Consider the following 23,327-nt stretch of genomic DNA (forward strand, 5'->3'; position numbering starts at 1 on the left):
TCCTTGGGGCTGCGCTCGTTTGCTTACGTTCGTAAGGCTACAGCCGTTCAGTCAGGCCGCACAAGCGGAACCGCCGACGGGTCCAAAGTAAACTTCGCGGCGTAAGGTGACAGGTGTGAAGAACACCGGTGGGAAGAACGGCAGTGTGAATATCAGCGGCACGGGGCACAGCGACGCGGGGGACGGCGGCACGGGCCACGACGGCGCGGAGAACAGCGGCGCGGAGAATAGCGGCAGCGGCAGCGGCAGCGGCACGCCGACCCGGGGCAGCCGCGCGGCGGACACACCCGCACCCGCGCCGAAACCGGCCCGCGCCCGCAACCGCCGGGGCGAGGGTGGCCGTCTGCGCGAGGAGATCGTCGACGCGGCGGCGGAACTGCTCGACGAGGCGGGCGACGAGCGCGCCATCACCCTGCGCTCGGTCGCCCGGCGGGTCGGCATCGCCGCCCCCTCGATCTACCCGCACTTCCCCGACCAGCCGGCCATCATGCTGGCCGTCGTCCGGCGGGAGTTCGTGGAGCTGGAGCGCGGTCTGCGCGCCGGCGTGGAGGCGGCCGGTGACGATCCCCGGCAGCGCCTGTACGCGGGCTGCACCACGTATCTCGACTTCGCCCGGCTCCATCCGGAGCGCTACCGGACCATGTTCGGCGGGCTCTGGGTGCCGACCCTGGGCGAGAGTTCAGTGACGGAGGAGGAGCTGACCTCGCTCGGTGCGGCGAGCCTGGGGATCCTGAGCGACCTGCTCGCCGCCTGTGTCGCGGCGGGGCAGGCCACCAGCACCGATGTCGCGGGCGACGCCGTCGCGCTGTGGCTGGGGCTGCACGGCCTGGCGCATCAGCGGGCCGTGACCGCCGCGTTCCCCTGGCCGCCGGACATCGCCGACCGCATCATCAGGGCGCTCGCCCATCTGAAGGACTGACGGGCGACGGCCCTGGGGCCGGCCCCGGCCGTCGGCCCGCCCCGCCTCGCCCGGTGTCCGCACACGTACGCCCCGGAGCGCGGCGCGACGCGAGACCACGCGAGGCGAGGTCAGGCAGCACGATGTCGGGCAACGCGACGCGTGACGACGCGATGCGATGCGCGCTCCGGGGCGTACGAGTGATCCGTCCTGGTGTCAGCCCACGATCGTGGTGCTGAGCGGGGCGGTTCCCGCCGTACGGGCGAACCCGCCGGCGAAGTAGCGCTCGACCGCGGACTTCTCGGACGCGTTCGGGTACGCGTTCGTGCACGAGGTCCCCGCCGTGGAACCGGACATCAGGCTGGTGCAGGGGCCGGGCTTGATGTCCGGCAGGCCCAGGATGTGGCCCAGTTCGTGGGACGAGATGCGGGTGGTGTTGTGCCCCTCGGTCACCGCGAGGCGCCCGATCCAGACCGTGCCGTTGCCGAGCGAGGTGGTCTGGGCGCGGGGCCAGCCGTTGTCCGCCAGGACGCGGATGTTGGCGCGCTGGCCGGACGCGACCGGGCGCAGCTCGACGTTGGCGACGCTCTCGTTCCATATCGCCGCGCCCCGGTCGACGGCGGACCGGAACTCGGCCGCGCCGCTGGCGTCGTACGTGACCACGCGCGCCGCCGCGGCCCGGTCGGCGGCCGGAGCCTGGGACGGGGCCGGCGCGGCCGTGGCCTGGCCGCCCATCAGGGAGAACGTCACAGCGAGGGCGGCGACGAGCCCGCCGGTCACCTTACGAATGTGCATGGTGGACCTCCTTGCGAAGAGAAAGACGTGGACATGACACGAAGTTCCCCTGCTCACTGCCCAACCCGGACGGACACCAATCCGTCAATCCGGCCACCACAAAAGGCAGTTCGTTCCCCGTAGGCCGCGCCGTACGCCACTCCGTACGCCGCTCCGTACGTGCCCCCGTGCGTCAGCCCGTCCGTCAGTCCTCGCGTGGCGCCGAGGACTCCTGGGTCCCCGAAGCGGCGGCGGCGGCCGAGTTCGGGGAGAAGTAGCGGTTCGCGGCCGGCAGGAACATCAGCACGACCGCGACAGCCACCAGCAGAAGAGGGCTCGCGGCGTCGATCAGCTCGCGGAGGACGCCGCCCGCCGACCCCGATCCGCCGCTGTTCATGCTCATGATGTCGGCGACGGAGACCAGCAGCAGGGCGCTCGTGATCGTCAGCACGATCCGCGCCCACTTGTGCCCCCGGCGCATCTGGAACACGAAGAACAGGAACAGCCCGCTGGTGACCACCGTGAAACCGGCGGACAGGGCCATCTGCCGTGTCGCGCCGTCCGCGCCCATCTCCTGGCGCATGTCGTCCCATCCCGTCGGGGCGATGACGAACGTACCGAGCACCCACATCACCAGGTCCGCCACGATCGCCACCAGGAAGACCACGAAGGCCGCCTCGACTTCCCTGGGACGCCCGACCCGATTCGCCGCCACGCTCATGGTCCGTGTCCGCCTCTGCTGCTCGTCCGGTGGAGGGTTGCGCGCCAGGAGAGACGGCGGACACCTCCCGACGGTTGCCCCTGTTCCCGCCCGTGACGGAGCGTGAGAAGACGCGGGGACGACGGGCGCGGACGCGGGACGACGTGCGGAGACGTACGGAGACGTGGGCCACATCCGTCCGAAGCGGAATGAGCGGAGGACAGGCGAGCGTTGGCGACCGACAGACACGCCCTCGCGAGGAAACCGACGCACCCGACGCACCTGCCCGACCCACCGCCCCCACCGCCCCCGAGGAACAGGACACGCCGTGACAGACGCGCTCACCCCCCGCCCGCAAGCGGCGGACACCCTCGCCCGGCCCTTCTCGGTCCGTGGGCTCACCACACGCAACCGGATCGCCATGGCACCCATGACCCGGAAGTTCTCGCCGAACGGCGTACCGGGCCAGGACGTGGCGGACTACTACACCCGGCGCGCCGACAGCGACGTGGGACTGATCATCACCGAGGGCACCTACGTCGGCCACGAGTCCGCCGGTACGAGCGACCAGGTTCCGAGGTTCCACGGCGCGGACGCGCTCGCCGGGTGGGCGAACGTCGTGGACTCCGTACACCGGGCGGGCGGCGTGATCATCCCGCAGCTCTGGCATGTGGGCGTCACACGCGAGGAGGGCGCGCCGCCGGTCCTGGAGGCGGAGCCGGTCGGCCCCTCCGGCGTGTCGCTGTCGGGCGAGCCCAAAGGCCGCGCCATGACGGCCAAGGATCTGGACGATGTCATCGGCGCGTTCGCGGACGGGGCCGCCGCCGCCGAACGGCTGGGCTTCGACGGGGTCGAACTGCACGGCGCGCACGGCTACTTGATCGACCAGTTCCTGTGGGCCGGGAGCAACCGCCGTACCGACGCGTACGGCGGTGACCTCGTCTCGCGGACCCGTTTCGCGGCCGAGATCGTGGCCGCCGTGCGCGCGGTCGTGTCGGACTCCTTCCCGCTCTTCCTGCGGCTGTCGCAGTGGAAGATGGGCAGTTACGACGCGAAGCTCGCCCGGACGCCCGCCGAACTCGACGCCCTGCTGACGCCGCTGGCCGAGGCCGGGGTCGACGTCTTCCACGCGTCGACGCGCCGCTACTGGCTGCCGGAGTTCGAGGACTCCGACCTGAACTTCGCCGGGTGGGTCAAGAAACTCAGCAGCCGGCCGACGCTCACCGTCGGCTCGGTCGGCCTGGACGGCGAGTTCCTCGGCGCCTTCCAGGGCAACGACTCCGCCGTCACGCCCATCGACCGGTTGCTGGAGCGGATGGAGCGCGACGAGTTCGACATGGTGGCCGTCGGCCGGGCGCTGATCGCCGACCCCGAGTGGGCGGCGAAGGTCCTGGGCGGACGCGGCGGGGACGTGACACCCTTCCGCGCGGAGATGCTGAAGACCCTGCGCTGACGCCCCGCGTACGCGCGTCCGTCCACCCGCACCCGCACCCGCGATCCCGGAGCCTGGGCCACCGGGATCGCGGAACGGGCTGTCGGAATGCGCCGGCGGGGCGCGGTGTTCTGACCTCCATGAGCCCCGAGGCAGGCGACGGACACGGGTCCGCACGCGCGCGGCTGATCGCCGAGCGTGCCGACACGCAGGCCCGGATCGCCGCGCTGGAGCGGGATTTCGACGCGATTGTGCAGGCCAACGCCCTGGTGGCGGTGGACGACGAGCACGACCCCGACGGGTCGAGCACCGCCTTCGAACGCGCCCACGTCGCCTCCCTGCTGGCACAGGCGCGCGAGCAGGTGACCGGCCTGGACCAGGCACTGGAACGGCTGGACCGAAACGACTACGGGCGCTGCGAGGTGTGCGGCGAGCCGATCCCCGCCGAGCGGCTGGAGGTACGGCCGGCGGCCCGTACGTGCGTACGCTGCGCCGGGTCCCCGCCGCGCTCCGCAAAGGGAGGCGGGGGTGGGGGCCGTACAACCTGACTGGACGGGGGCCGTACGGCCTGACCGAGGCCGTACGCGGCAACCGGCACCGCCCACCCCCTCGCCGCCGCCCCCGCTTCGCTCCCTCGACGCCCCTCGACGCCCGTCGCCGCCCGGTCCAAGGAACCGCCCTCGTTGGAGTGACGTTTCGCCCCGCCCGCGCACCCGTCGAGTAGACCTTCGTTGGTCCTGTCCGGCACTCGACATCCCGGCGGAGAAACATCGTGTCTCGTCTGGCCCACTGGTGTTTCCTGCACCGCCGCCTCGTGGTGGCCCTCTGGCTCGTACTCCTCGTCGCCACCGTCGCGGCCGACCGGTCACTCGGCAGCAAGTACAACGAGAGCGCCAGCCTGCCGGGCACCGACGCACAGGCCGCCGTGACCCTCCTCACCGACAACTTCCCCGCCGCGTCCGGCGAGAGCGACCAGATCGTCATCGAGGCCACCGGCGGCGCCACCGTACGGTCCGACTCGGTACGGACACCGGTCACGGACGCCCTCACCAAGGTCGCCGCCCTCCCCGGCATCGCCTCGGTCGTCAGCCCCTACAGCCCGCGCGGCGCGGCGCAGATCAGCAAGGACGGCACGATCGCCTTCGCCGACGTGAGCTGGAAGATGAAGGCCGCCGACGTCACGAAGTCCGACGCCCGCAAGCTGATCGACGCCGCCGAGACCGCCGAGGGGCCGAACGTCCGTATCTCGCTCGGCGGTCAGTCCATCAGCAACGAGGAGAACGCCGGCCCCGGCCTGTCCGTCGCCGTGGGCGCCGTCGCCGCGCTGGTCATTCTGCTGATCGTCTTCGGCGGCGCGCTTCTCGCCTCGCTGATGCCGCTGGTGACGGCGGCCGTCGCGCTGCTCATCGGCACGTCCGTCATCAGCCTGCTGTCGCACGTCATGGACACCCCGAGCGTCTCCAGCGACCTCGCCGTCCTCATCGGGCTCGGCGTCGGCATCGACTACGGCCTGTTCATCATCAGCCGCCACCGCAGCGCCGTGAAGTCCGGCCTGCCGTACGGAAAGGCGACGGAGCAGGCGGTCAACACGTCCGGCCGGACGGTGCTGTTCGCGGGGATCACCGTATGCATCGCGCTGCTCGGGCAGTTCGCGCTGGGCATCGACTTCCTGTACGGCCTGTCGGCGGCGTCCGCGCTCACCGTGGCCCTGACCATGGCCAGTTCGCTGACCTTCCTGCCCGCCATGCTCGGCTTCCTCGGCCCGAAGACCCTCTCCCGCCGCGAGCGCCGCGCCCACAAGGAGAAGGGGCCCGTCGCCGACGACGCGCACGGGTTCTGGCTGCGCTGGGCGTCCTTGGTGGAACGGCGCCGGGTCCCGGTCGCCCTGGGCGCGCTCGTCCTGGTGGTCGTGGTGGCGCTCCCGCTGTTCTGGCTGCGGCTCGGTTCCTCCGGGGCCGCGAACGACCCGATCGGCTCCCACACCCAGCGGGCGTACACCACCCTGGCCAAGGGGTTCGGCCCCGGCTACAACGGGCCTTTCCAGCTGGTCAGCGAGATCAACTCACCTAACGACACACAGGCGTTCGCCGCGTTCCTCGCCGCCGCCGCCAAGACACCCGGGGTGGTTTCGGTGACCCCGCCGACCACCTCGCCCAACGGCAAGGTCGCGCTCGCCATCCTCTACCCGAGCACCGGTCCGGGCTCCGCGCGGACCGTCACCCTCGTGGGCACCATCCGCGATCTGGCGCCGAAGGCGGAGGGGCCCGGCCATCCCCCGGTCCATGTCGGCGGGGAGACACCCACCAACATCGACTTCTCGCGGGTGCTGAGCGAGAAGCTGCCGCTGTTCATCGCCGTCGTCGTCATCCTGGCGTTCCTGCTGCTGATGGCGGTGTTCCGGAGTCTGCTGATTCCGCTGGTGGCGGCCGTGATGAACCTGCTGTCCGTCGGCGCCGCGCTCGGCGCGCTCTGCGCCGTCTTCACCTGGGGCTGGGGCCTCTCGGTGCTTCATGTGCCGGTCGCGGGGCCGGTCGACGCGTTCATCCCCGTGCTGCTGTTCTCGGTGCTGTTCGGGCTCTCGATGGACTACGAGGTGTATCTGGTCAGCCGTATGCAGGAGGAGTGGCGCCACCGGCGCGGCGCCCCGGCACACGACATCCCGACACACGACGCCGACCGGGCCGGCCAGGCACACCGGGCCGGCGAACCGCCCTCGGACCGCGTACGTGGCGACCACCCGCCCGCCGACCCGGTCCGCTCCAATCACCCGCCCGCCGATCCGGTCCGCTCCAACCACCTGGCGGTGACGCACGGTCAGGCGAAGACCGGGCGGGTCATCGCGGCGGCGGCCGGGATCATGATCCTGGTGTTCGGGTCGTTCCTGATCGGCGACGACCACGTACTCCAGGAGTTCGGATTCGGCCTGGCCTTCGCCGTACTCGTGGACGCCCTGATCATCCGGGGCCTGCTCGTCCCGGCCCTGATGCATCTGATCGGTCCGGCCAACTGGTTCATGCCCGCGTGGCTGCGCCGGATCGTGCCCAACCTGTCCGTGGAGGCGGCGAGAACGGGCGGCCACTGAGGGGGCGGGGCCCGCCGCTCGTCGCGATACGGGCCCCGCCCCCACCAGTTCCTTCTAGCCTTCTTCCGCCTCTTCGCCCGCCTCGTCCTCGTCGCCCTCGAAGAAGTCGCCCACCTCGTCCACGACTTCGGCCATGACGACCCCGCCCGCGGCACCCGCGGCCAGCCCGGCCGCGCCCGCGCCCATGCCGGAGCCGTGCCCCGAGCCGTGACCGCTGTGACCGTGACCGCCGCTGTGGCCGTGCCCCTCGTACCGCGCGGCGAGCTGGTCGATCCAGCCCGTGACCACCGCGTTCCAGTCCATGCCCGCGACGTACTCGTGCCCGACCTCGTGCCGGTCCAGCGCGTCGTCCACGCCCGCGCCGCCGTGCCCGTCGCCCTCCAGGACGACCTCCGTGCCGTCCGCGCGCGCCAGGAACGTCAGCTCGATCTCGTTGAGCAGATGCGCGTACCTGGGCGCCGGGATCAGCTCGATCTCCTGGTAGAACGGCAACCGCTGCCCGCTCCCGTTGATACGCCCCAGCTCCAGGTCCGCCGACCGGAACCCGAAGCCGAGCTGCCCGAGCGCCTCCAGTACGGCCTCCTGCACCGGCAGCGGCCGTACGGCGAACGCGTCGAAGTCGCCCTTGTCCCTGGCCCCGGCGACCTCAAGTTCCGTACGTACGCCCAGAAGCACGCCGAGCGGCTCACCGTGCAGCTCGGAAACGGGCGTCTCCCACGGCACCGGCACCGCGAACGGCACCCGGTACGGCTCCTCCACCCCCAGCCGGAAACCCCCGCCGATCTCGTACCGCTCGAACCCGGCGTAGCCCTCGTGCTCGCCCTCGTCGTGCTCCGCCTCGACACGGGCGACGAGTTCCAGCGTGACACGGTCGATGTCGTACGCCACGCTGCCACCGGTCAGCCGAACCGCCCCGCGCAGGGTCCCTCCCGGCAGGACGGCCCCCTCCTCCAGCAGCGTCTCCACCGTCGGCCCACCGACGCCGAGTGAACCGAGCAGTCGCTTGAACACCATCGAGGTGTTCCCTCCTTCGTTCCCGGATTACTGACGCATGCTCACTTCTACAGCACTGTAGAAAGCACGCGTTTCCAGCATAGGGAACGGCCTGGCCCGATCCCCCTCCGAGGGGCCGGGCCAGGCCGTTCTGACGATGTGTCAGCCATCACACACACGTTCAGCCGTCGTACATGTCCGGCCGTCGCGCACGTCGGCCGTGGGGCGTCACACCCTGACGCGGTCCCCCGACTCAGTCTCGGACTCGGTCCCCGTCCCGGACGCGGACGCGGCGCCCTGTCCCTGTCCCTGTCCTGGTACGAGCGTCCGCTGAAGGCTCTCGCCCTCGATGTCCAGGTTGGGCAGGGCGCGGTCGACGGCGCGCGGGAGCCACCAGGCGGCGCGGCCGAGCAGTGACATCACGGCCGGGACCAGTGCCATCCGGACGACGAACGCGTCCACGAGCACGCCCACGGCCAGTGCGAAGCCCATCGACTTGATGATCGGGTCGGGCATGAAGACGAAGCCGCCGAACACGGCCGTCATGATCAGCGCGGCGGCGGTCACGACGCGGGCGTTGTGGCCCATGCCGCTGACGGTCGCCTCCTGGGCGCTCGCGCCGTGGACGAATTCCTCGCGCATCCGGGAGACCAGGAAGACCTCGTAGTCCATGGCCAGCCCGAACAGGATGCCGATGAGCAGGATCGGCAGGAAGCTCACCAGCGGACCGGGGGTGTCGACGCCCAACAGGCTCGCGAAATTGCCCTGTTGGAAGATCGCCACCGTGATGCCGAAGGTGGCGCCGATGGTCAGGAGGAAGCCGAGCGCGGCCTTCACCGGGACCAGGAGCGAGCGGAAGACCAGCATCAGCAGCAGGATCGACAGGCCGACGACCAGCAGCAGATAGACCAGCATGGCGTCCGCGACCTTCTCGGAGACGTCGATGCCGACCGCCGTCGTGCCGGACAGCGCGACATCGGCGCCCGCCGCGCCCGGGACCTCGCCGATGTCCGCGACGCGGTCGCGGACCGCGTGCACGACCGCCTCGGTCGTCTCGTCGGTGGGACCGGCCTTGGGGATGACGGTGAGGAGCGCCGTGGTGCCCTGCTTGTTCAACTGCGGTGGTGCGACGGCGAGTACGTCCTTGGTGCCCTGGATGCGCGCGGCGGCCTCCTTCGCGGCGACGGCCGTGCTCGCGGCGTCGTCGCTCGAAACCACGGCTATCAGGCGGCCGTTGAAGCCGGGCCCGAATCCCTCGCTGGTCAGGTCGTACGCCTCGCGGGTCGCGGAGCCGGCGGCGGCGGTGCCCGCGTCGGGGAGCGCCAGGCGCATGTCGGCGGCGGGCAGGGCGAGCACGCCGAGGCCGACGATGCCGACGAGGAGGACCGGGACACGGAGCCGGGTGACGGTCCGGCCCCAGCGGAAACCGAACGCCCGGGGGGTGCCGGTGACTTCGGTGGAATCAGTGGAGTCGGTGGACTCGGTGGTCCCCGTCGTCTCGGAAGAGTTGGCGTCCTCCCCCGTGCGCCCCGCGTCGCGCTGCTTGCGGGGCAGTACGCGGCTGCCCGCGAACCCGAGCAGCGCCGGAAGCAGGGTGAGCGCGACCACGACGGCGACCGCGACCGTACCGGCGGCGGCCAGGCCCATCACGCTCAGGAACGGGATGTTGACGACGGTCAGCCCCGCCAGTGCGATGACCACGGTGGCGCCCGCGAAGACCACCGCCGAACCGGCCGTGCCGACCGCGCGGCCCGCCGCCTCCTCGGCGTCGACCCCCTCGGTCAGATACTGGCGGTAACGCGAAGTGATGAACAGCGAGTAGTCGATACCGACGGCCAGCCCCAGCATGAGGGCCAGGATCGGAGCCGTACTCGTGAGGTCGATCACGCTGCTCAGCGCGAACAGCCCGGCCATGCCCGCGCCGACGCCGACGAGCGCGTTCAGCAGGGTCATACCGGCCGCCACCAGCGAGCCGAAGGTGACGACGAGGACGCCCGCGGCGACCAGCACGCCGATCACCTCGGTGGAGCCCACCTCGACCTTGGCGGTGAGGACCTCGCCGCCGTGTTCGACGCGCAGCCCCTCGGCGTCCGCGCCGACCTTCTCGTACGCGGCGCGCTGCGCGTCGGTCACGTCGTCGGCGGCGTCCTCGAACTGCACCTGGACCAGGGCGTAGCGGCCGTCCTTCGAGACGGCACCGGCCTGGAACGGGTCCACCGCGCCGAGCACGCCGGGCACGGCGGCGGCCTCCTCCACCACCGGCGCGACGGCGGCCGGGGCGAGCTTCGCGCCCTCGGGCGCGGCGATGACTATGGTGCCGGTGGTGCCGCTGGCCTGCGGGAACTGCTTCTGGAGCGAGTCCATCGCACGCTGGGACTCGGTGCCGGGCATGGTGAACTTGTCGCTCGTCGGACCCATGAGGGTGACGGCGGCTCCGCCCAGCAGGGCGAGCAGGAGCAGCCAGACGGCGACGACGCGTTTGCGCCGCCGGAAGGAGAACCGGCCGAGCCGGTACAGCAGGGAAGCCATCGGAAAGGTTTCTCTTCTCGGTGGTCGGCTTGGGCAGGGGGTGTGCTGCGGGGGGCTGTGGTGCGGGGGGGCTGTGGTGCGGGGGGTCTGGTGCGGGTGCGCGCGGTGCGGGGTGGTGCGCGTACGGGGATACGGGGGTGCGGGCTCCCGTGTCCCGGTCAGTCGGGGTCGGGCCGCAGCGTGCGCAGCGCGCCGCGGATCAACTCGTCGCGCAGTTCCTGTTCCGGTACGTCGACGTCGCTGGCGCCCGTGATGAACACGGCCCCGAGGACCATGTACGCCGCGACGACGTCCCGCGCCCGCGTGGACCGGCCGGCGAGCGCGTCCAGGAGCCGGTCGACGGTGCCGGGAATGCTGCCGAGCGCCGGGTGCGCGGTCATGCCCGGGATGTCCTCGAAGAGGATCTTGATCTCGCGCCGGAAACGCATGGCGAGATCGACGTAACCGGTGACGGCGGCCTCGGCCGCCTCCTGCCCGTCGAGCCCGAGGAGCCGGGCGTCGAGCGCGGCGAGTCCTTCGCCGGCGGGGGTGAGCAGTTCGGTGAGGATCGCGTCCTTGCTGGTGAAGTGGTACAGCAGGGACGCCTTCGAGCAGCCCACGGCCGTGGCGATGTCGTGCAGGGACGTGCCCTCGTAGCCACGGGTGGCGAACAGCCGCAACGCCGATTCCAGGATGTGTCCGCGCAGGGCGGAGGCAGGACGTGCCATGCGTCCCACCATAACTGTCCGATCGGTCAGGTATGACGTCGGTCCGGGCGGGGCGGCTGGGAGGGCTGGTCGGAGGCGGGGCGAGCGGGGCGGGGTGCCGCCGGGCGGCGGCGCGGAGAGTGAGTGGTTCAGGACACGGGGCGGGTTACCTGGGGCGCGGTAATCGCAGACCTGAGGAAGGGCGGCGGACGCAAGCTCGTCGTGCGGTCCGCGTCACTCACCCGGAACGCGAACGTCATCTCGTACGACGGGAGTCCCATGTCCGGCACGACCACCGGCAGTACATCCACCGGCAGCACAACTACTGGCAGCACAACTACCTCCACCACAACTACCGCCATCACAACCACCGGGGGCACATCCACCGCTTCCCTGAGAAGCCTCACCGATCAACTCGCCGCGCTGCGGCCCCGCATGGAGGAGGTCAGCCGCGCCATCCACACGCGGCCCGAGCTGAAGTTCACCGAGTTCCACGCCGTGGAGGTGCTGACCGGCTGGCTCGCCGACGCGGGCTTCACCGTCGAGACCGGGGCGGGCGGGGTGGCGTCCGCGTTCGTGGCCGTGCACGAGGGGAGCACGCCCGGTCCGTACGTCGCCGTGCTCGCCGAGTACGACGCCCTGCCCGGCGTCGGGCACGGCTGCGGCCACAACCTCATCGCGGCCGGCGGCGCCGCCGCCGCGATCGCCGCCGCCCGCGCGCTGCCCGGCCACCCGGGGACGATCGCCGTCATCGGCACGCCCGGCGAGGAGATGGGCGGCGCCGGGAAGGTCCGGCTGGCCGACGCCGGGGTCTTCGACGGTGTCGACGCCGCGGTGATGTTCCATCCGGCGGACCGTTCGGCGACCACCCAGCGCGCGTTGGCCGCCGCGCATCTGCGGGCGGAGTTCACCGGCGTGAGCGCGCACGCCGCGAAAAGTCCTTGGGAGGGGCGCAGCGCGCTGGCCGCCGCCCAGCTCTTCCTCAACGCGCTCGATTCGATGCGGCAGTTCGTGCCGCCGACCGCCCGCATCCACGGGATCGTCTCGGACGGCGGAGCAGCCCCCAACGTGGTGCCCGCGCGGGCCGCGGTCGATTTCTACGTACGGGACAGCACGTCCGCCGCCGCCCGGGCGCTGGTCGAACGGGTCGGCGCGGCGGCGCGCGGGGCGGCGCTGGCCACCGGCACGGAGGCGGCAGTCTCGGAGACCGGCCCCCTGTACGCGGAACGCCGGGACAACAAGGTGCTCGCCGCCCGATTCGGCGCCACGGTACGGGCGTTGGGCGTGGAGATCGGGCCCGGCGGGCCCGACGAGCCGGCCGGTTCGTCGGACATCGGCAACCTCTCCCAACTGCTGCCGACCATCCATCCGTACGTGCAGACCGCCGCGTTCGGTACGCCCAGCCACTCCCACGCCATGCGGGACGCGTCGGTGACGGCCTTCGCGCACGGCAGGACCCGGATCGCGGCGACCGGGCTGGCCCGTGTGGTGGTGGACCTGGTCACGGACCCGGAGTTCCTGGCGGCGGCACGGGCGGAGTTCGAAGCGGCGCAGTTCGAAGCGGAGGAACTGGAAGCGGAGGAACTCGATGCGGCAGAGCTGGATGCGGAGGTGACCCGGGGGGCGGAGGGGTCCGGGGAGAGGGACGAGGCCGGGGGGACCGCTGCGGCAGGGAAGACCACCGGGAGCGGGGACCCGAGCGGTGCCCCGGACGGCGCTCGTACACTCCGGCCATGTCGGTCGTAGTCGTGCTGGAGGGGGCGGGGCCGGGTCGTTTCACGGTGGCGGTGTCGCCCCTCGCCGAACTGGCCGCGTGCCTGCACGTGCTCACCGCGCACGGACACGGTCACCACGCCGAGCACGCGCCCTGGGCCCAGGAGGTGGCCCGCACGGCGCCACCCGCCTTCCGGGCCGGGCTGCGGCGGTTCTCCCCGCTGTGGACGGCTCTGCGGTGGCGGGGGTTCTACGTGGGGCTGGAGCGGGCGGAGTGGACGCCGGTCACTTCACCGGAGACCGTTCCACCGCCGACCGCCCACACTCAGCCCATCCCGCAAGCTCCGTCGACCTCGCGCACCTCGCCACCCCCGCATGCCCCACCACCTCCGCATGCCCCACCAACCCCTCAGGACCCGCAGACCCCGTCGCCCGCCTCCCCTTCCGCCCTCTCCCCGCCGTCTCCCCTGTCCTCGCTGTCCCCGCTGTCACGCCTCACCGTCGACCAGTTCGCGGAACTCACCGCGTACTCCTGCGCCAGCGGCTACCGCGGCTACGCCTTCGACCGCGTCCTCCACGACCCGGCCCAGGCCGCCTCCCTGCGCCACGCCGCCTCCACGCTCCCCGAGCCGCACCTCGAACTCGCCGAGGCGCTGCTGCGCGACCCGGAAGCCTTACGCGCCGACGTCCTCGCCTTCCTCCGCCTGTGCCGCCCCGTCTTCTTCGCCGCGCTGTGGACCGAGACCAGACCTCATCTGGCGCTCGCCGCCCACCGCGTACGGCAGCGGCTCGCCGACGACGGCCCCGCGGCGGCGCTCGCGGCGCTCAGCCCGTCCAGCGTCCGGCTCACCGACCCGCCTCGCGTCGTCTTCGACAAGGTGCACCACGCGGTGATCTCCCCGGCCCGTACCCCGGTGCTCCTCGTCCCCACCCGCTACGGCGCCCCGCACCTGGTCGTGAAGAACGAACCGGGTCTGCCGCCGGTCGTGCACTTCCCGGTGGACGCGCAGGTCGTCGGCGTCACCCTGGCCCGCAGCCGCATGCTGGCGCTGACCGATCCCAGCCGCGTACGGCTCTGCCGGCTCATCGCCCGCCAGTCGATGACCACGGCGGACCTGGCCGACCGGCTGTCGATGACGCGCCCGCAGGTGTCACGCCACCTGCGGGCGCTGCGCGACCTCGGGCTGGTCCGTACGGAACGCAACGGCCGTTATGTCCACTACGGGCTCGACCTCGGCGCCGTCGAACGCATCGGCAGGGATGTCGCCACGGCGTTGCAGTACTAGGCGCTGTCCGGCGGTACGAGCGGGCGGGGGCGGCGGATTCCGGACAGGGCTTGGGCACTGCCCGGCGAAGCTTCCGGAGTGCGGCCCCCGCCCCCGGCGCGCCGGGGGCGATCTGTACGGTTCTCTCCTGAGACGGCGGCAAGCGGGCGTCAACAGGAGGTACGTGTCGTGATCGGCATCTCGGACATCGAAGCGGCGGCGCGCCTGATCGCCGGACATGTCGTGCGTACGCCCACGGTCCGGAGCCCCGGCCTGTCCGCGCTCCTCGGGGTGCCGGTCACCGCGAAGCTGGAGCTGTTGCAGCGCACGGGCTCGTTCAAGGCGCGCGGCGCGGCGGCGAAGCTGCTGTCGCTGAGCGAGGCGGACCGCGCCGCCGGCGTGGTGGCGGTGAGCGGCGGCAACCACGCGATCTCCGTCGCGGTCATGGCCGAATCGCTCGGTGTGAAGGCCACCGTCGTCATGGCGAAGTCCGCGCCCGCGCGCGCCGTCGAGATCGCCACGGCGGCCGGGGCCACGGTGCGGCTGACCGACACGATGGGCGACGCGTTCGCGCTGATGGCGCAGCTCCAGGCCGAGGGCCTGACCATGGTCCACCCCTTCGACGACACGGTGGTGGTCGCCGGACAGGGCACGGTCGGACTCGAACTCGCCGAGGACGCGGGCGCTACGGCCGACACGAGCGGTACGGACGGTACGGGCGGCACCGGCAACGCGGCCGGTACGGGCGCCGTCGGCGGCACGGGCGGCACGGGCGGCGGGATCACGGACGTCCTCGTCTCCATCGGCGGCGGCGCGCTGATCTCCGGCGTGGCCGCCGCGCTGCACGCGCGCATGCCCGGCGTCCGGGTCTGGGGTGTCGAGACCGAGGGCGCCCAGGCCATGTCCGAGGCGCTGGCCGCCGGTGGCCCGCTGCCGGTGCGGCTGTCCTCCATCGTCTCCACGCTGAGCGCGCCCACGGTCTCGCAGCTCACCTACGACCATGTCTCCGCCCTGGTCAGCGAGGTGATCGTGGTGTCGGACGCGGAGGCCGTCCAGGGCACCCTCGACCTCGCGAACCACGCGAAGGTCTGGGCCGAACCGGCCGCCGGCTGTCTCCTCCCGGCCGCCCGGCGCGTCCTGGAACGCGTCGGCGACGACGCCCGCCTCGGTCTCGTGCTGTGCGGCGGTAACGCGACGACCACGGACGTCATCTCCTGGGCGGACCGCTTCGGCCTGCGCTGACCGCCTGGCCCGACCGGCCGCCGGGCCAGGCCCGCCCAGCCGCACTGACGGCAGACGGCAGACGGCACTCAGGGCACTCAGGGCACCAACCAAGAACCCCCACGCCACACACCCGTGGGGGTTCTTTGCGTATCCGTATCTCGGCCGACCCGGATAGGCGAGCGCCCCCGGCGCACGTACTTTGCTGCCGATCCCCCCATGTACGGGGCCCACCCCCACGGGCCCGACTGTTCGCGGCGTCGTCCACGGCGGGTCGTCCCGACGTGACCGTGCGCCGCTCCCCCCACAAGGAGACATGTCATGCTCTCGTCAATCCGAAGAATCGCTGGGGCATCGGCCGTCGCGGCAGCCCTTCTCCTCGCGCTCCCCACGTCGGCCAACGCCGTCGAGAACAGTGACACCGCCCGTCCCGCCGCGGTGACCCAGGCCGCCGAGGCCACCGTCGCCGACCCCACCCCCTCGCCCCGCTTCGAGACCGGTGACCTCTCCGACCTCCCGCCCGTGGACGCCGACGAGCGTGCCGTCCGGGTACCGGCCTGGAGCTACCACATCACCGCGTCCTGCGCCGGTCGCGAAGGCGCGATACGCCAGGGCGCCAACTACTGGGGCAGCGGCACCGAGACGGCCTCCAGCGGCACCCCGGTCTCCTGTGTCGGCGGCTACGTCCAGGGCTGCGGCGCGGGCAATGTCGTGGGCTGCAACTGGGGCGCGGGCCAGCGCATCGAACTGTCCACCATGGTCGGCGACTTCGCCCTGCTCGCCGCCCACGAGTTCGGCCACAACTGGTACGGACACTCGGGCGAGGGCTGCGCCAGCTGGGCGAGCCAGTCCGATGTGATGCGCACGACCATGTGTGGCTGAGCAGCGCGCAGTAGAGCCGCAGAGCCGCAGAGCAGCAGGGCAGCGCGCAGTTGAGCCACAGAGCAGTAGAGCAGTAGAGCAGTAGAGCAGTAGAGCAGTAGAGCAGTAGAGCAGTTTGGCACTTGGCACTTGGCCGGTTCGCCGGCCCGCCGGATCAGAAGCCCGCCAGTTGAGGGACTGAGTGGACTGAGTGGACCGAGCGGCTGAGCGCCCGCTGAGGCGGGCCGACCACGTACGACGGTCGGCCCGCCTCTCGCCGCGCCCTCGCGTCTCGCCAAGTCGTCCTACGCGCCCGGCGGTTCAGCCCTGGCCGTCGCCCTCGCCGTGGTCGTACGCGGGCCGGACCCGTGCCACCTCGCGCGCCAGGCCCTGTCTGCTGGCGATACCGAGCTTGCGCATCGCCCGCGCCACATGCTGCTCCACCGTGCGTGGGGACAGATAGAGCGTCGCCGCGATCTCGCGGTTGGTGAGCCCGGCGGCCGCCAGCTCCGCGACCTCCCCCTCGCGCGGGGACATGCGCTCCGCGTACGAGGGCCGGCCCGGCGGCCGGCGGTGCGCGGCGGGCCGGTGGGCGCGCAGGGTCGCCCGTACGCGCGCGGCGTCCCAGACCGCGCCGAGAGCGGTCAACTCCGCCACACAGCGGGTGAGTTCCCCGACCGCCTCGTCCGCCTCCGCATCGCCGTCAACGCCGTCGCCACCCCCACCCCCACCCACGCCCTCGCCCCCACCCGCCACGAGCGCGCACCGGCCCGCGCCCTCCGCCATCAGCGCGCGGGCGTACGGATGCGGCAGCCCGGCGTACGCCACACCCGCCTGCCGGAACCACGCCCGCGCCGCCGCCGGTTCGCCGTCCGCCTCCGCCAGCAGGGCCCGGCACCAGAGCAGCGCGGCCGTCGCCGACGGAGCGTCCCGCCCGGTCAGCCCGGCGGCGAACTCGGCCACCGCCCGCCGCGCCTCCGCCCGCCGCCCCGCACCGGCCAGGGCCCCGACGACCCAGGGCGCCAACTCAGCGCCCCACACCCAGACCCCCTTCCCGCCGAGCCACGTCCAGGCGGCCGTCGCCGCGTCGGCGGCGGCCTCCGTCTCCTGCCGGGCCAGCAGCAGCCGGATACGGGCGCCCGCCGCCGTGGCCGCCACCGGGACCTCGCACGTCTCGTACACCTCGTACGCGTCACACGTCTCGTACGACGTGTCGCCCCCGCACGGGAGCCAGTCCCGTACCGCCGCCCAGTCGCCCCGCGCCAGCGCCAGCAGTGCCAGCACCACCCGGGCGTCGCTCGCGCTGCCGTCCTCGGCGACCAGCCCCGTGCACCGTTCGGCGAGGCCCTCCCAGCGGCCGGTCAGCCAGTCGCGGAACAGGGCCGTACCGCGTCCGACCCCTTCCAGGAAAGGCGCGCCGCTGCGCGCCGCCAGGTCGATGCCCTCCGTCAACAGGGCGTCCGCGCGCCGGTGGTGACCGAGATACACCGCGCCGTTCGCGGTGTTGCACAGCCCCCGCGCGACCTGTTGGCGTCCGGCCCGGTCCGGGCTGTCACGCGGCAGGCGAGCCACCAGCCGCCATGCCGCCGGATCGCCGGTGTTCATCAGGACGGTCGCCCGGCAGGCGGCGGCGGCCGTGCGCGCGGTGCCGTCCCCCGACGCGTCGGCCGCCGTCTGCGCGCGCTCCAGCCAGGTCAGGTTCTCCGCAAGGGAGGCCCCGGGGAAGAACGGGTTGGCCAGCGCCGCCATCGCCCGCGCGGCCAGCGCGGGCCGCCCGGCCCCCGCCAACTCGTCCGCCGCACAACGCAGTTCGGCACGCCCCTCCGCGAAGCGTCTTTTGCGGTTGTGCAGGAGCAGGCCCAGTTCGAGCCGTATCTCGCCCCGGTCGGCGGCGCGCAGCGCCGGGTCCTCGACGCTCCCGCGCAGCACGCGGACCGTCGCCTCGGACCGGCAACCCAGCACCGCGTCACGGGCGAGCGTCAGCGCCAGCCGCCCCCGCCGGTCCGGCGGCAGACCGCCCGCGTCCAGCGCCTCCTCCAGCAGCGCGACGGCGCCCTCGTCGTCGCGCACATCACCCCGCCGGTCACCTTGGCCCCCGTCCCGTCCGTCACCGCGTCCGTCACCCCGTCCGGCACCGGGCGCTTCGCAGTGGTCGCCGTCGTGATCCTCGTGTTCACCGCCGTGATCCTCGTAGTCGCCGCCCTGCCCGAGGCGTTCCGCCGCCCGCAGCCAGTCCTCCGTACGGCCACCGCACCGCCAGTGGCGGGCGATCCGCGCCCACGGCACCGGCTCCCGCGCGGCGAGCACCGCCGCCGCCCGGTCGTGCAGCCGCTCCCGCACCGGCCCCGGCAGTTGCGCGCGGAGCGCGGACGCGGCCAGCGGTACGGCGAACCCGTACCGGCCCTCGCCCGTCTCGCACAGCACCGAGCCCTCCAGCGCCGCGATCAGCGCCGTACGGCCGCTGTCCGCGCCGCAGCCCGCGACCTCCGCCAGGTCCTCGGCGCTCGCCGGCTCGTCCAGCACCGCAGCCGCGCGGACGACCGGGCGGTACGGCTCCGGCAGCGCGGCTGTCCGGTCCAGCACCAACTCCGCGAGCCTGACCGGCACTCCGGCCTCGTCCACGTCCCTGGCGGTGAAGCAATCCCGCGCGGGCCGCTCGGGATCACCGTCGGCGGCGGCGTCGCGCAGCATCCGCAGCAGGTCCACGACGACCTGCGGAACGCCGCCGGTGCGCTGCCGCAGCCGCGCCACGAACTCCTGCGGGCAGCGCTCCGCCCCCAGCGACTCCCCGGCCAGGCGCCGTACCCGCCGCTCGTCCAGCGGCTCAAGCCGGCGTCGTACGACGGACAGCCGCGCCGGATAGTCCACTGCCCGGCCCAACGGCAGCCCGGCGCGAGGCAGTTGCGAAGGCCGGTAGGTGAGCACCGCCGCGAAGGGCGTCGGCGGCCCGGTCAGCAGAGCGCGCAGCACGGCCAGACAGTCGTCGTCCGCGTGGTGGAGGTCCTCCGCGACGAGCAGCGCCGGACGGGCGGATGCGAGGAGCGCCTCCAGTGCCTGCGGGGCGGTGAGCCGTACGGCGGGCGAGCCCGGGGCGACCGCGACGGCGGGCACGGGCACGGGCGCGGGTACGGGTACGAGCCCGGCCGGACCGCCCCGGCCGTCCCGACCGCGCGCACCCTCCCAACCACCCCGACCGCCCCGACCGCCCCGACCATCCGAACCGCCCGAACCTTCGAGACCGTCAGAACCGTCAGGGCCGTCCGGACCGGCGACCGAGAAGCCGCCCGTCGCCCGGAAGGTGACCACCACCTTCTCCACCGCCCGCACCCCGGGCGAGTCCAGCAGCCGGCGCACCCGTCTGCTCTTGCCCATCCCGGCGTCGCCCTCGACGAGCACCAGCGCGGGCTCCCGCCCGGCCCCGGACAGCGCGCGCGTCACGCACCTCTCCCACGACTGTTCACGCTCACCCACGAAGGGCGCCTCCTCACGGTCGGGTTCGCCGTCGCTCTCGCGGCCGTGTTCGCTGCCTATCACGCCTCGGCATGTACAGAACAGACAGCACCCGGCCAGCTCCGCCCCGGACCCGCCGTCGTCCCAACACCCGTCCCACCGCCACCGCGCACCGCTGCCGCGTACGCCGCTGGGGCACCCGGCCGCCATACGCAGATGTGCGCGAATTCCTGGAACTCGTACGAGGGAATCCCGTTCCACTTTCTGACCAAGAGCCGTCCACGGGTGATTTCGTGCCGAATTCTGGTCGTTGGTAGGAGCAGTGAAGCGGAAAGCTCCTGCTCGCTCGCGTCCGGATCCGGTGTGCCGCCACTGCGGGACGTGCGGGGGCCACGTGCCCGGACGGCGACACCCACCTCAGTCCTTGGAGCCACCCTGTGTCTGTGCCCACCAACGCCACGCTTTCCATCCCGGTCCAGTCCGCCGACGGAGCGGCCGACGGCGCCGGGCAGTGCGCGGAGGCCGTCGAACACGACCTGACCTTCGGCGGTTTCCGCTACACCTGCCGGGTCGCCGGCCGGGGCCGGACCGACACCGAACCCGTCGTCATCCTCGGCGGGTCGTCCCAGGACCGCTACTCCTGGCAGCGGCACGAGAAGTGGCTCACGCCTCTGACCTCGGTCATCACCGTCGATCTGCCCGGGTACGGGACGGCCGACTTCCTGCCCGCGAGGTACGGCGTCGACTTCCTCGCCGCCGCCGTACGCCACGCCCTGGAGGAACTCCGGGTCCCCCGCGTCAACCTGGTCGCCGCCTGTTACGGCGGGGCCGTCGGCGTACGGTTCGCCCAGCACTACCCCCACCATCTGGCCCGGCTGATGCTGGTCGGGATGACCACCGTCATCCCCGCCGACTACGCGGCGGCCATGGAACGCTGGGACGGCATGATCCGGCGCGGGGAGACCGAGCCCATCGCCCGCGAACTGGCCGACCGGTTCATGTCGCCTCCCGGCACCGGTCACGTACGCAAGAAGGCCGCCGTCGCCCGGCTCGTCTACCAGCAGATCGCCACCCAGAGCCCGGAGCAGCTGCGTATGTCGGCGGAGCACAACTCCCGGCTGATGCGGCACGAGTGGTACCGCCCGGAACCGGTCCCCGCCCTCCCCAGCCTGGTCGTCACCGGCGAGCACGACACCCTCACCACGCCCGCGATGGGCCGGGTGATGGCCGCGTGCCTGCCGGAGGCCCGGTTCATGACGGTCGAGGAGACGGACCACCTCGCCCCGGTGGAACGTATCGCCGACTTCGCCGATCTGATGGCCCGCTTCTGCACGGACCGCCCGCTGGAGGGGCTGCCCTACGCCACCGAGCCGGAGGTGTTCGGCACACCCCGGCCGGTATAGTGCGAAGATCGTGCAACTCGGTTAAATGGGGGACGACATGGCACTGTTCGGCAACGCGCACACGATCAATCCGGCCACCGCGCAGCAGGACTACGCACGGCTGCTGGGCCAGGGCGAACAGGTGCACGCCGCCTACCAGTTGGTCCGGGACTCGATCCTCTTCACCGACCGGCGGCTGATCCTGGTCGACAAGCAGGGGATAACCGGCAAGAAGACCGAGTACCACTCGATTCCGTACCGGAGCATCACGCACTTCGCCGTGGAGACGGCCGGTACCTTCGATCTCGACGCGGAGCTGAAGATCTGGCTCTCCGGTGCCACGGTGCCGATCCAGAAGACCTTCACGAAGGGTGTCGACATCTACGAGGTGCAGGCCATCCTCACGCAGTTCGCGGCACGCTAGCCGGACGGGGCGAGACAGGGCGGACACAGGGCGGGGCCGGGCGGGCGGGGTCGAGCGGACTGGGGCGGGGCGGGCCGACTCCGGCAGGCCCTCCCCGCCATGTCATGTGACCTGGATCACATCAACTCCATGTCCCTGCAAAGTGCGTGAACATCGGATGTATACCCATCAGGTGGCCTTTCCCGACCTCCCCTTCACGCTGGCACCATGACGGACATGGGAGCCGGACCCGCACTCCGCCTCGTGCGCACGGCGGTGTTCGCCGCCGTGTGCGTCCTGGTGTCCGGGCTCGGCCACGCCCTGTCGTCCGGCGGCTCGCTGCCGCCGCGTGTACTCGCGCTCGCGTTCGTGCCGATGTGCGGCGCGGGCTGGTTACTCTCCCGGAGGGAACGGGGCGGCGGCGTCATCGTCGGCGCGAGCGCCGCCGGACAGCTCCTGCTGCACACCGTGTTCGGCGGCCTGCACCCCCGGCCGCACGGCGGCCACGCCGGACACATCACCGGCCACCGGGCCGCCGAGGACCAGATGTCCCACGAGGCGTTCGGTGAACTCCTCAGCACGAAGGGGCTGTTGGGGCTGCTCGACAGCTCGGGCCTCACCTCGGGCATGGTCACCGCCCACCTTCTCGCGGGGCTGGTGTGCGGCTGGTGGCTGTGGCGCGGCGACCGCGCGTTCGTACGGCTGATGGGCGTACTCGCCCTGTTCGCGGGCCGGTTGGCGTACGAGTTCGCCCTCCGGCGGCTGCGCCTCGTACGCGAGGTGCTCAGCGGCGGCGGCCCCGCGCACCTCCCGGTACTCCCCTCCCCGGTCGCGTACCGGCCGATCCGGCCCCCGGCCCAACTCCCGGCCCCGCACGTCGTGTCACGGCGCGGGCCGCCACTCCTTCCGTCCTGAGCGCTTTCCCCCTCCCGGCATGCCCGCGTGCGCCCGTGCGCCCGCACGCCCGCGTACGCGCGTGCCGCCGCTCCGACTCACGGGCCACGACGCCCGGACGCGAAGGACTTCTCGTGACAACTGCCGCGCCGCACACACCCGTGCCCACACGCATACCCCCCAGCCCCCTGGCTCCCACCCACATACATCCGACCTCCGTACGCCACATCCCCGAACGGCCCACCTCCGAACGACGCATCCCCGAACGCCCCCTGGGCACCGCCGGCACCGCCGATGACGCCGAGATCACCGCATGGGCCCTGGCCGCCGGTCTCGGCGACCGGCGGGCGGCCGAACTCTTCGTGCGGGCCACGTACGACGACGTACGCCGCTTCGTCGCCCACCTCAGCGCCGACATGCGCGGCGCCGACGACCTCACGCAGGAGACCTATCTGCGGGCACTGGCGAGTCTCGCGCGGTTCGCGGGGCGTTCCTGCGCGCGCGTCTGGCTGCTGGCCATCGCGCGCCGGGTGGTCGTGGACCGCTACCGGCGCGCGGCGGTACGGCCCCGGATCGCCGACACCGCGGACTGGGTGACCGCCGCGGACCGGGCCCAGCCGCGCCATCTGCCCGGCTTCGAGGAGTCGGTGGCACTCGCCGACGCGCTGACCGCGATGGACCCGGGCCGGCGGCAGGCGTTCGTACTGACCCGGCTGCTCGGGCTCTCCTACATGGAGGCCGCCGACACACTGGGCTGCCCGGTGGGCACGATACGGTCCCGGGTCGCACGGGCCCGGCGCGATCTCGCGGCGGTGTGGAAACCGGACGGGGGCGAAGGCGCGGCCGAGTGCTCGGACCGGGGCGGCGCGGGCGGCGGGACAACGGAGGAGACGGCGCCGGTCACCGCCGTGGCACTCGCCGTGTGACGTCCCACCCGTGAGGGCGGCCCGGCGCGGGCGGTGAGACCCGGTTCAACCGGTCAACTCGCCGCCCGCGCGTGCCCGTTCCCACCGGGCCTGGCCGCCCCTCGTCCCCGCTCCCTCA

The 23,327-nt window shown here is 72.7% G+C and carries 18 protein-coding genes; 12 read left to right on the forward strand and 6 right to left on the reverse strand.

What is annotated here, in order from left to right; translation table 11 throughout:
• The first annotated feature begins 115 nt into the window (after window positions 1-115).
• The gene (locus tag OG875_RS14475) at window positions 116-919 is read left to right on the forward strand and encodes a TetR/AcrR family transcriptional regulator (protein ID WP_330174642.1); all 804 of its coding nucleotides are present in this window, start codon (window positions 116-118) and stop codon (window positions 917-919) included.
• Window positions 920-1,114: 195 nt separating this feature from the next.
• Here OG875_RS14475 and OG875_RS14480 read toward each other — a convergent pair whose 3' ends face one another.
• Together OG875_RS14480 and OG875_RS14485 are read right to left on the reverse strand one after the other, a co-directional pair.
• Complete coding sequence (locus OG875_RS14480) at window positions 1,115-1,693, reverse strand: snapalysin family zinc-dependent metalloprotease (protein WP_330174643.1); 579 nt, start codon at window positions 1,691-1,693, stop codon at window positions 1,115-1,117.
• Between the two features lie 184 nt (window positions 1,694-1,877).
• Window positions 1,878-2,393 (reverse strand): hypothetical protein, encoded by a 516-nt coding sequence (locus OG875_RS14485; RefSeq protein WP_330174644.1) that lies wholly within the window; start codon window positions 2,391-2,393, stop codon window positions 1,878-1,880.
• Window positions 2,394-2,700: 307 nt separating this feature from the next.
• Between OG875_RS14485 and OG875_RS14490 the strand changes: the two genes are divergently transcribed.
• From OG875_RS14490 to OG875_RS14500, 3 genes are all read left to right on the forward strand, one after another.
• Window positions 2,701-3,825: an NADH:flavin oxidoreductase gene (locus OG875_RS14490; RefSeq protein WP_330174645.1), complete on the forward strand. Its 1,125-nt coding sequence runs from the start codon at window positions 2,701-2,703 to the stop codon at window positions 3,823-3,825.
• Between the two features lie 119 nt (window positions 3,826-3,944).
• Window positions 3,945-4,352 (forward strand): TraR/DksA family transcriptional regulator, encoded by a 408-nt coding sequence (locus OG875_RS14495; protein WP_330174646.1) that lies wholly within the window; start codon window positions 3,945-3,947, stop codon window positions 4,350-4,352.
• A gap of 224 nt (window positions 4,353-4,576) precedes the next feature.
• Window positions 4,577-6,886: an MMPL family transporter gene (locus OG875_RS14500; RefSeq protein WP_330174647.1), complete on the forward strand. Its 2,310-nt coding sequence runs from the start codon at window positions 4,577-4,579 to the stop codon at window positions 6,884-6,886.
• A gap of 54 nt (window positions 6,887-6,940) precedes the next feature.
• Here the strand turns inward: OG875_RS14500 and OG875_RS14505 are convergent, their stop codons facing one another.
• The 3 genes from OG875_RS14505 to OG875_RS14515 form a co-directional block, all read right to left on the reverse strand.
• Complete coding sequence (locus tag OG875_RS14505) at window positions 6,941-7,900, reverse strand: sporulation protein (RefSeq protein ID WP_330174648.1); 960 nt, start codon at window positions 7,898-7,900, stop codon at window positions 6,941-6,943.
• Window positions 7,901-8,107: 207 nt separating this feature from the next.
• Window positions 8,108-10,408: an MMPL family transporter gene (locus OG875_RS14510; RefSeq protein WP_330174649.1), complete on the reverse strand. Its 2,301-nt coding sequence runs from the start codon at window positions 10,406-10,408 to the stop codon at window positions 8,108-8,110.
• A gap of 158 nt (window positions 10,409-10,566) precedes the next feature.
• The gene (locus OG875_RS14515; protein WP_330174650.1) at window positions 10,567-11,115 is read right to left on the reverse strand and encodes a TetR/AcrR family transcriptional regulator; all 549 of its coding nucleotides are present in this window, start codon (window positions 11,113-11,115) and stop codon (window positions 10,567-10,569) included.
• Window positions 11,116-11,529: 414 nt separating this feature from the next.
• Here OG875_RS14515 and OG875_RS14520 point away from each other — a divergent pair, with 414 nt between their 5' ends.
• The 4 genes from OG875_RS14520 (at window position 11,530) to OG875_RS14535 (ending at window position 16,175) form a co-directional block, all read left to right on the forward strand.
• Entirely contained in the window at window positions 11,530-12,840 is a 1,311-nt protein-coding gene (locus tag OG875_RS14520) for an amidohydrolase (protein ID WP_330174651.1), read from the forward strand.
• Window positions 12,828-14,093, forward strand: a complete 1,266-nt coding sequence (locus OG875_RS14525; RefSeq protein WP_330174652.1) for an ArsR/SmtB family transcription factor — start codon at window positions 12,828-12,830, stop codon at window positions 14,091-14,093. Before OG875_RS14520 ends, OG875_RS14525 begins: the two co-directional genes overlap by 13 nt.
• Window positions 14,094-14,261: 168 nt before the next feature.
• The gene (locus OG875_RS14530) at window positions 14,262-15,314 is read left to right on the forward strand and encodes a threonine/serine dehydratase (RefSeq protein ID WP_330174653.1); all 1,053 of its coding nucleotides are present in this window, start codon (window positions 14,262-14,264) and stop codon (window positions 15,312-15,314) included.
• A 300-nt stretch (window positions 15,315-15,614) separates the two neighbouring features.
• On the forward strand, window positions 15,615-16,175 hold the full coding sequence (locus tag OG875_RS14535) for a hypothetical protein (protein WP_330174654.1): 561 nt from the start codon (window positions 15,615-15,617) through the stop codon (window positions 16,173-16,175).
• Window positions 16,176-16,475: 300 nt separating this feature from the next.
• Here the strand turns inward: OG875_RS14535 and OG875_RS14540 are convergent, their stop codons facing one another.
• Window positions 16,476-19,688, reverse strand: a complete 3,213-nt coding sequence (locus tag OG875_RS14540) for a helix-turn-helix transcriptional regulator (protein WP_330174655.1) — start codon at window positions 19,686-19,688, stop codon at window positions 16,476-16,478.
• A 359-nt stretch (window positions 19,689-20,047) separates the two neighbouring features.
• Between OG875_RS14540 and OG875_RS14545 the strand changes: the two genes are divergently transcribed.
• From OG875_RS14545 to OG875_RS14560, 4 genes are all read left to right on the forward strand, one after another.
• Window positions 20,048-21,007 (forward strand): alpha/beta fold hydrolase, encoded by a 960-nt coding sequence (locus OG875_RS14545; protein ID WP_330174656.1) that lies wholly within the window; start codon window positions 20,048-20,050, stop codon window positions 21,005-21,007.
• A 37-nt stretch (window positions 21,008-21,044) separates the two neighbouring features.
• Complete coding sequence (locus OG875_RS14550; RefSeq protein ID WP_330174657.1) at window positions 21,045-21,410, forward strand: PH domain-containing protein; 366 nt, start codon at window positions 21,045-21,047, stop codon at window positions 21,408-21,410.
• Window positions 21,411-21,617: 207 nt separating this feature from the next.
• Window positions 21,618-22,304, forward strand: coding sequence for a hypothetical protein (locus OG875_RS14555; protein ID WP_330174658.1), 687 nt, complete (start codon window positions 21,618-21,620; stop codon window positions 22,302-22,304).
• A gap of 236 nt (window positions 22,305-22,540) precedes the next feature.
• Window positions 22,541-23,209: a sigma-70 family RNA polymerase sigma factor gene (locus tag OG875_RS14560; protein ID WP_330177742.1), complete on the forward strand. Its 669-nt coding sequence runs from the start codon at window positions 22,541-22,543 to the stop codon at window positions 23,207-23,209.
• The last annotated feature ends 118 nt before the right edge of the window (window positions 23,210-23,327 follow it).

Origin of the sequence: Streptomyces sp. NBC_01498 (assembly GCF_036327775.1) — a bacterium.
Classification (GTDB): Bacteria; Actinomycetota; Actinomycetes; order Streptomycetales; family Streptomycetaceae; genus Streptomyces.

Coding starts and splice junctions, on each gene's coding strand:
- OG875_RS14550 (WP_330174657.1), top strand. CDS start 21,045: ATGGCACTGTTCGGCAACGCGCACACGATCAATCCGGCCACCGCGCAG.
- OG875_RS14495 (WP_330174646.1), top strand. CDS start 3,945: ATGAGCCCCGAGGCAGGCGACGGACACGGGTCCGCACGCGCGCGGCTG.
- OG875_RS14505 (WP_330174648.1), bottom strand. CDS start 7,900: ATGGTGTTCAAGCGACTGCTCGGTTCACTCGGCGTCGGTGGGCCGACG.
- OG875_RS14525 (WP_330174652.1), top strand. CDS start 12,828: ATGTCGGTCGTAGTCGTGCTGGAGGGGGCGGGGCCGGGTCGTTTCACG.
- OG875_RS14535 (WP_330174654.1), top strand. CDS start 15,615: ATGCTCTCGTCAATCCGAAGAATCGCTGGGGCATCGGCCGTCGCGGCA.
- OG875_RS14555 (WP_330174658.1), top strand. CDS start 21,618: ATGACGGACATGGGAGCCGGACCCGCACTCCGCCTCGTGCGCACGGCG.
- OG875_RS14515 (WP_330174650.1), bottom strand. CDS start 11,115: ATGGCACGTCCTGCCTCCGCCCTGCGCGGACACATCCTGGAATCGGCG.
- OG875_RS14520 (WP_330174651.1), top strand. CDS start 11,530: ATGGAGGAGGTCAGCCGCGCCATCCACACGCGGCCCGAGCTGAAGTTC.
- OG875_RS14485 (WP_330174644.1), bottom strand. CDS start 2,393: ATGAGCGTGGCGGCGAATCGGGTCGGGCGTCCCAGGGAAGTCGAGGCG.
- OG875_RS14480 (WP_330174643.1), bottom strand. CDS start 1,693: ATGCACATTCGTAAGGTGACCGGCGGGCTCGTCGCCGCCCTCGCTGTG.
- OG875_RS14510 (WP_330174649.1), bottom strand. CDS start 10,408: ATGGCTTCCCTGCTGTACCGGCTCGGCCGGTTCTCCTTCCGGCGGCGC.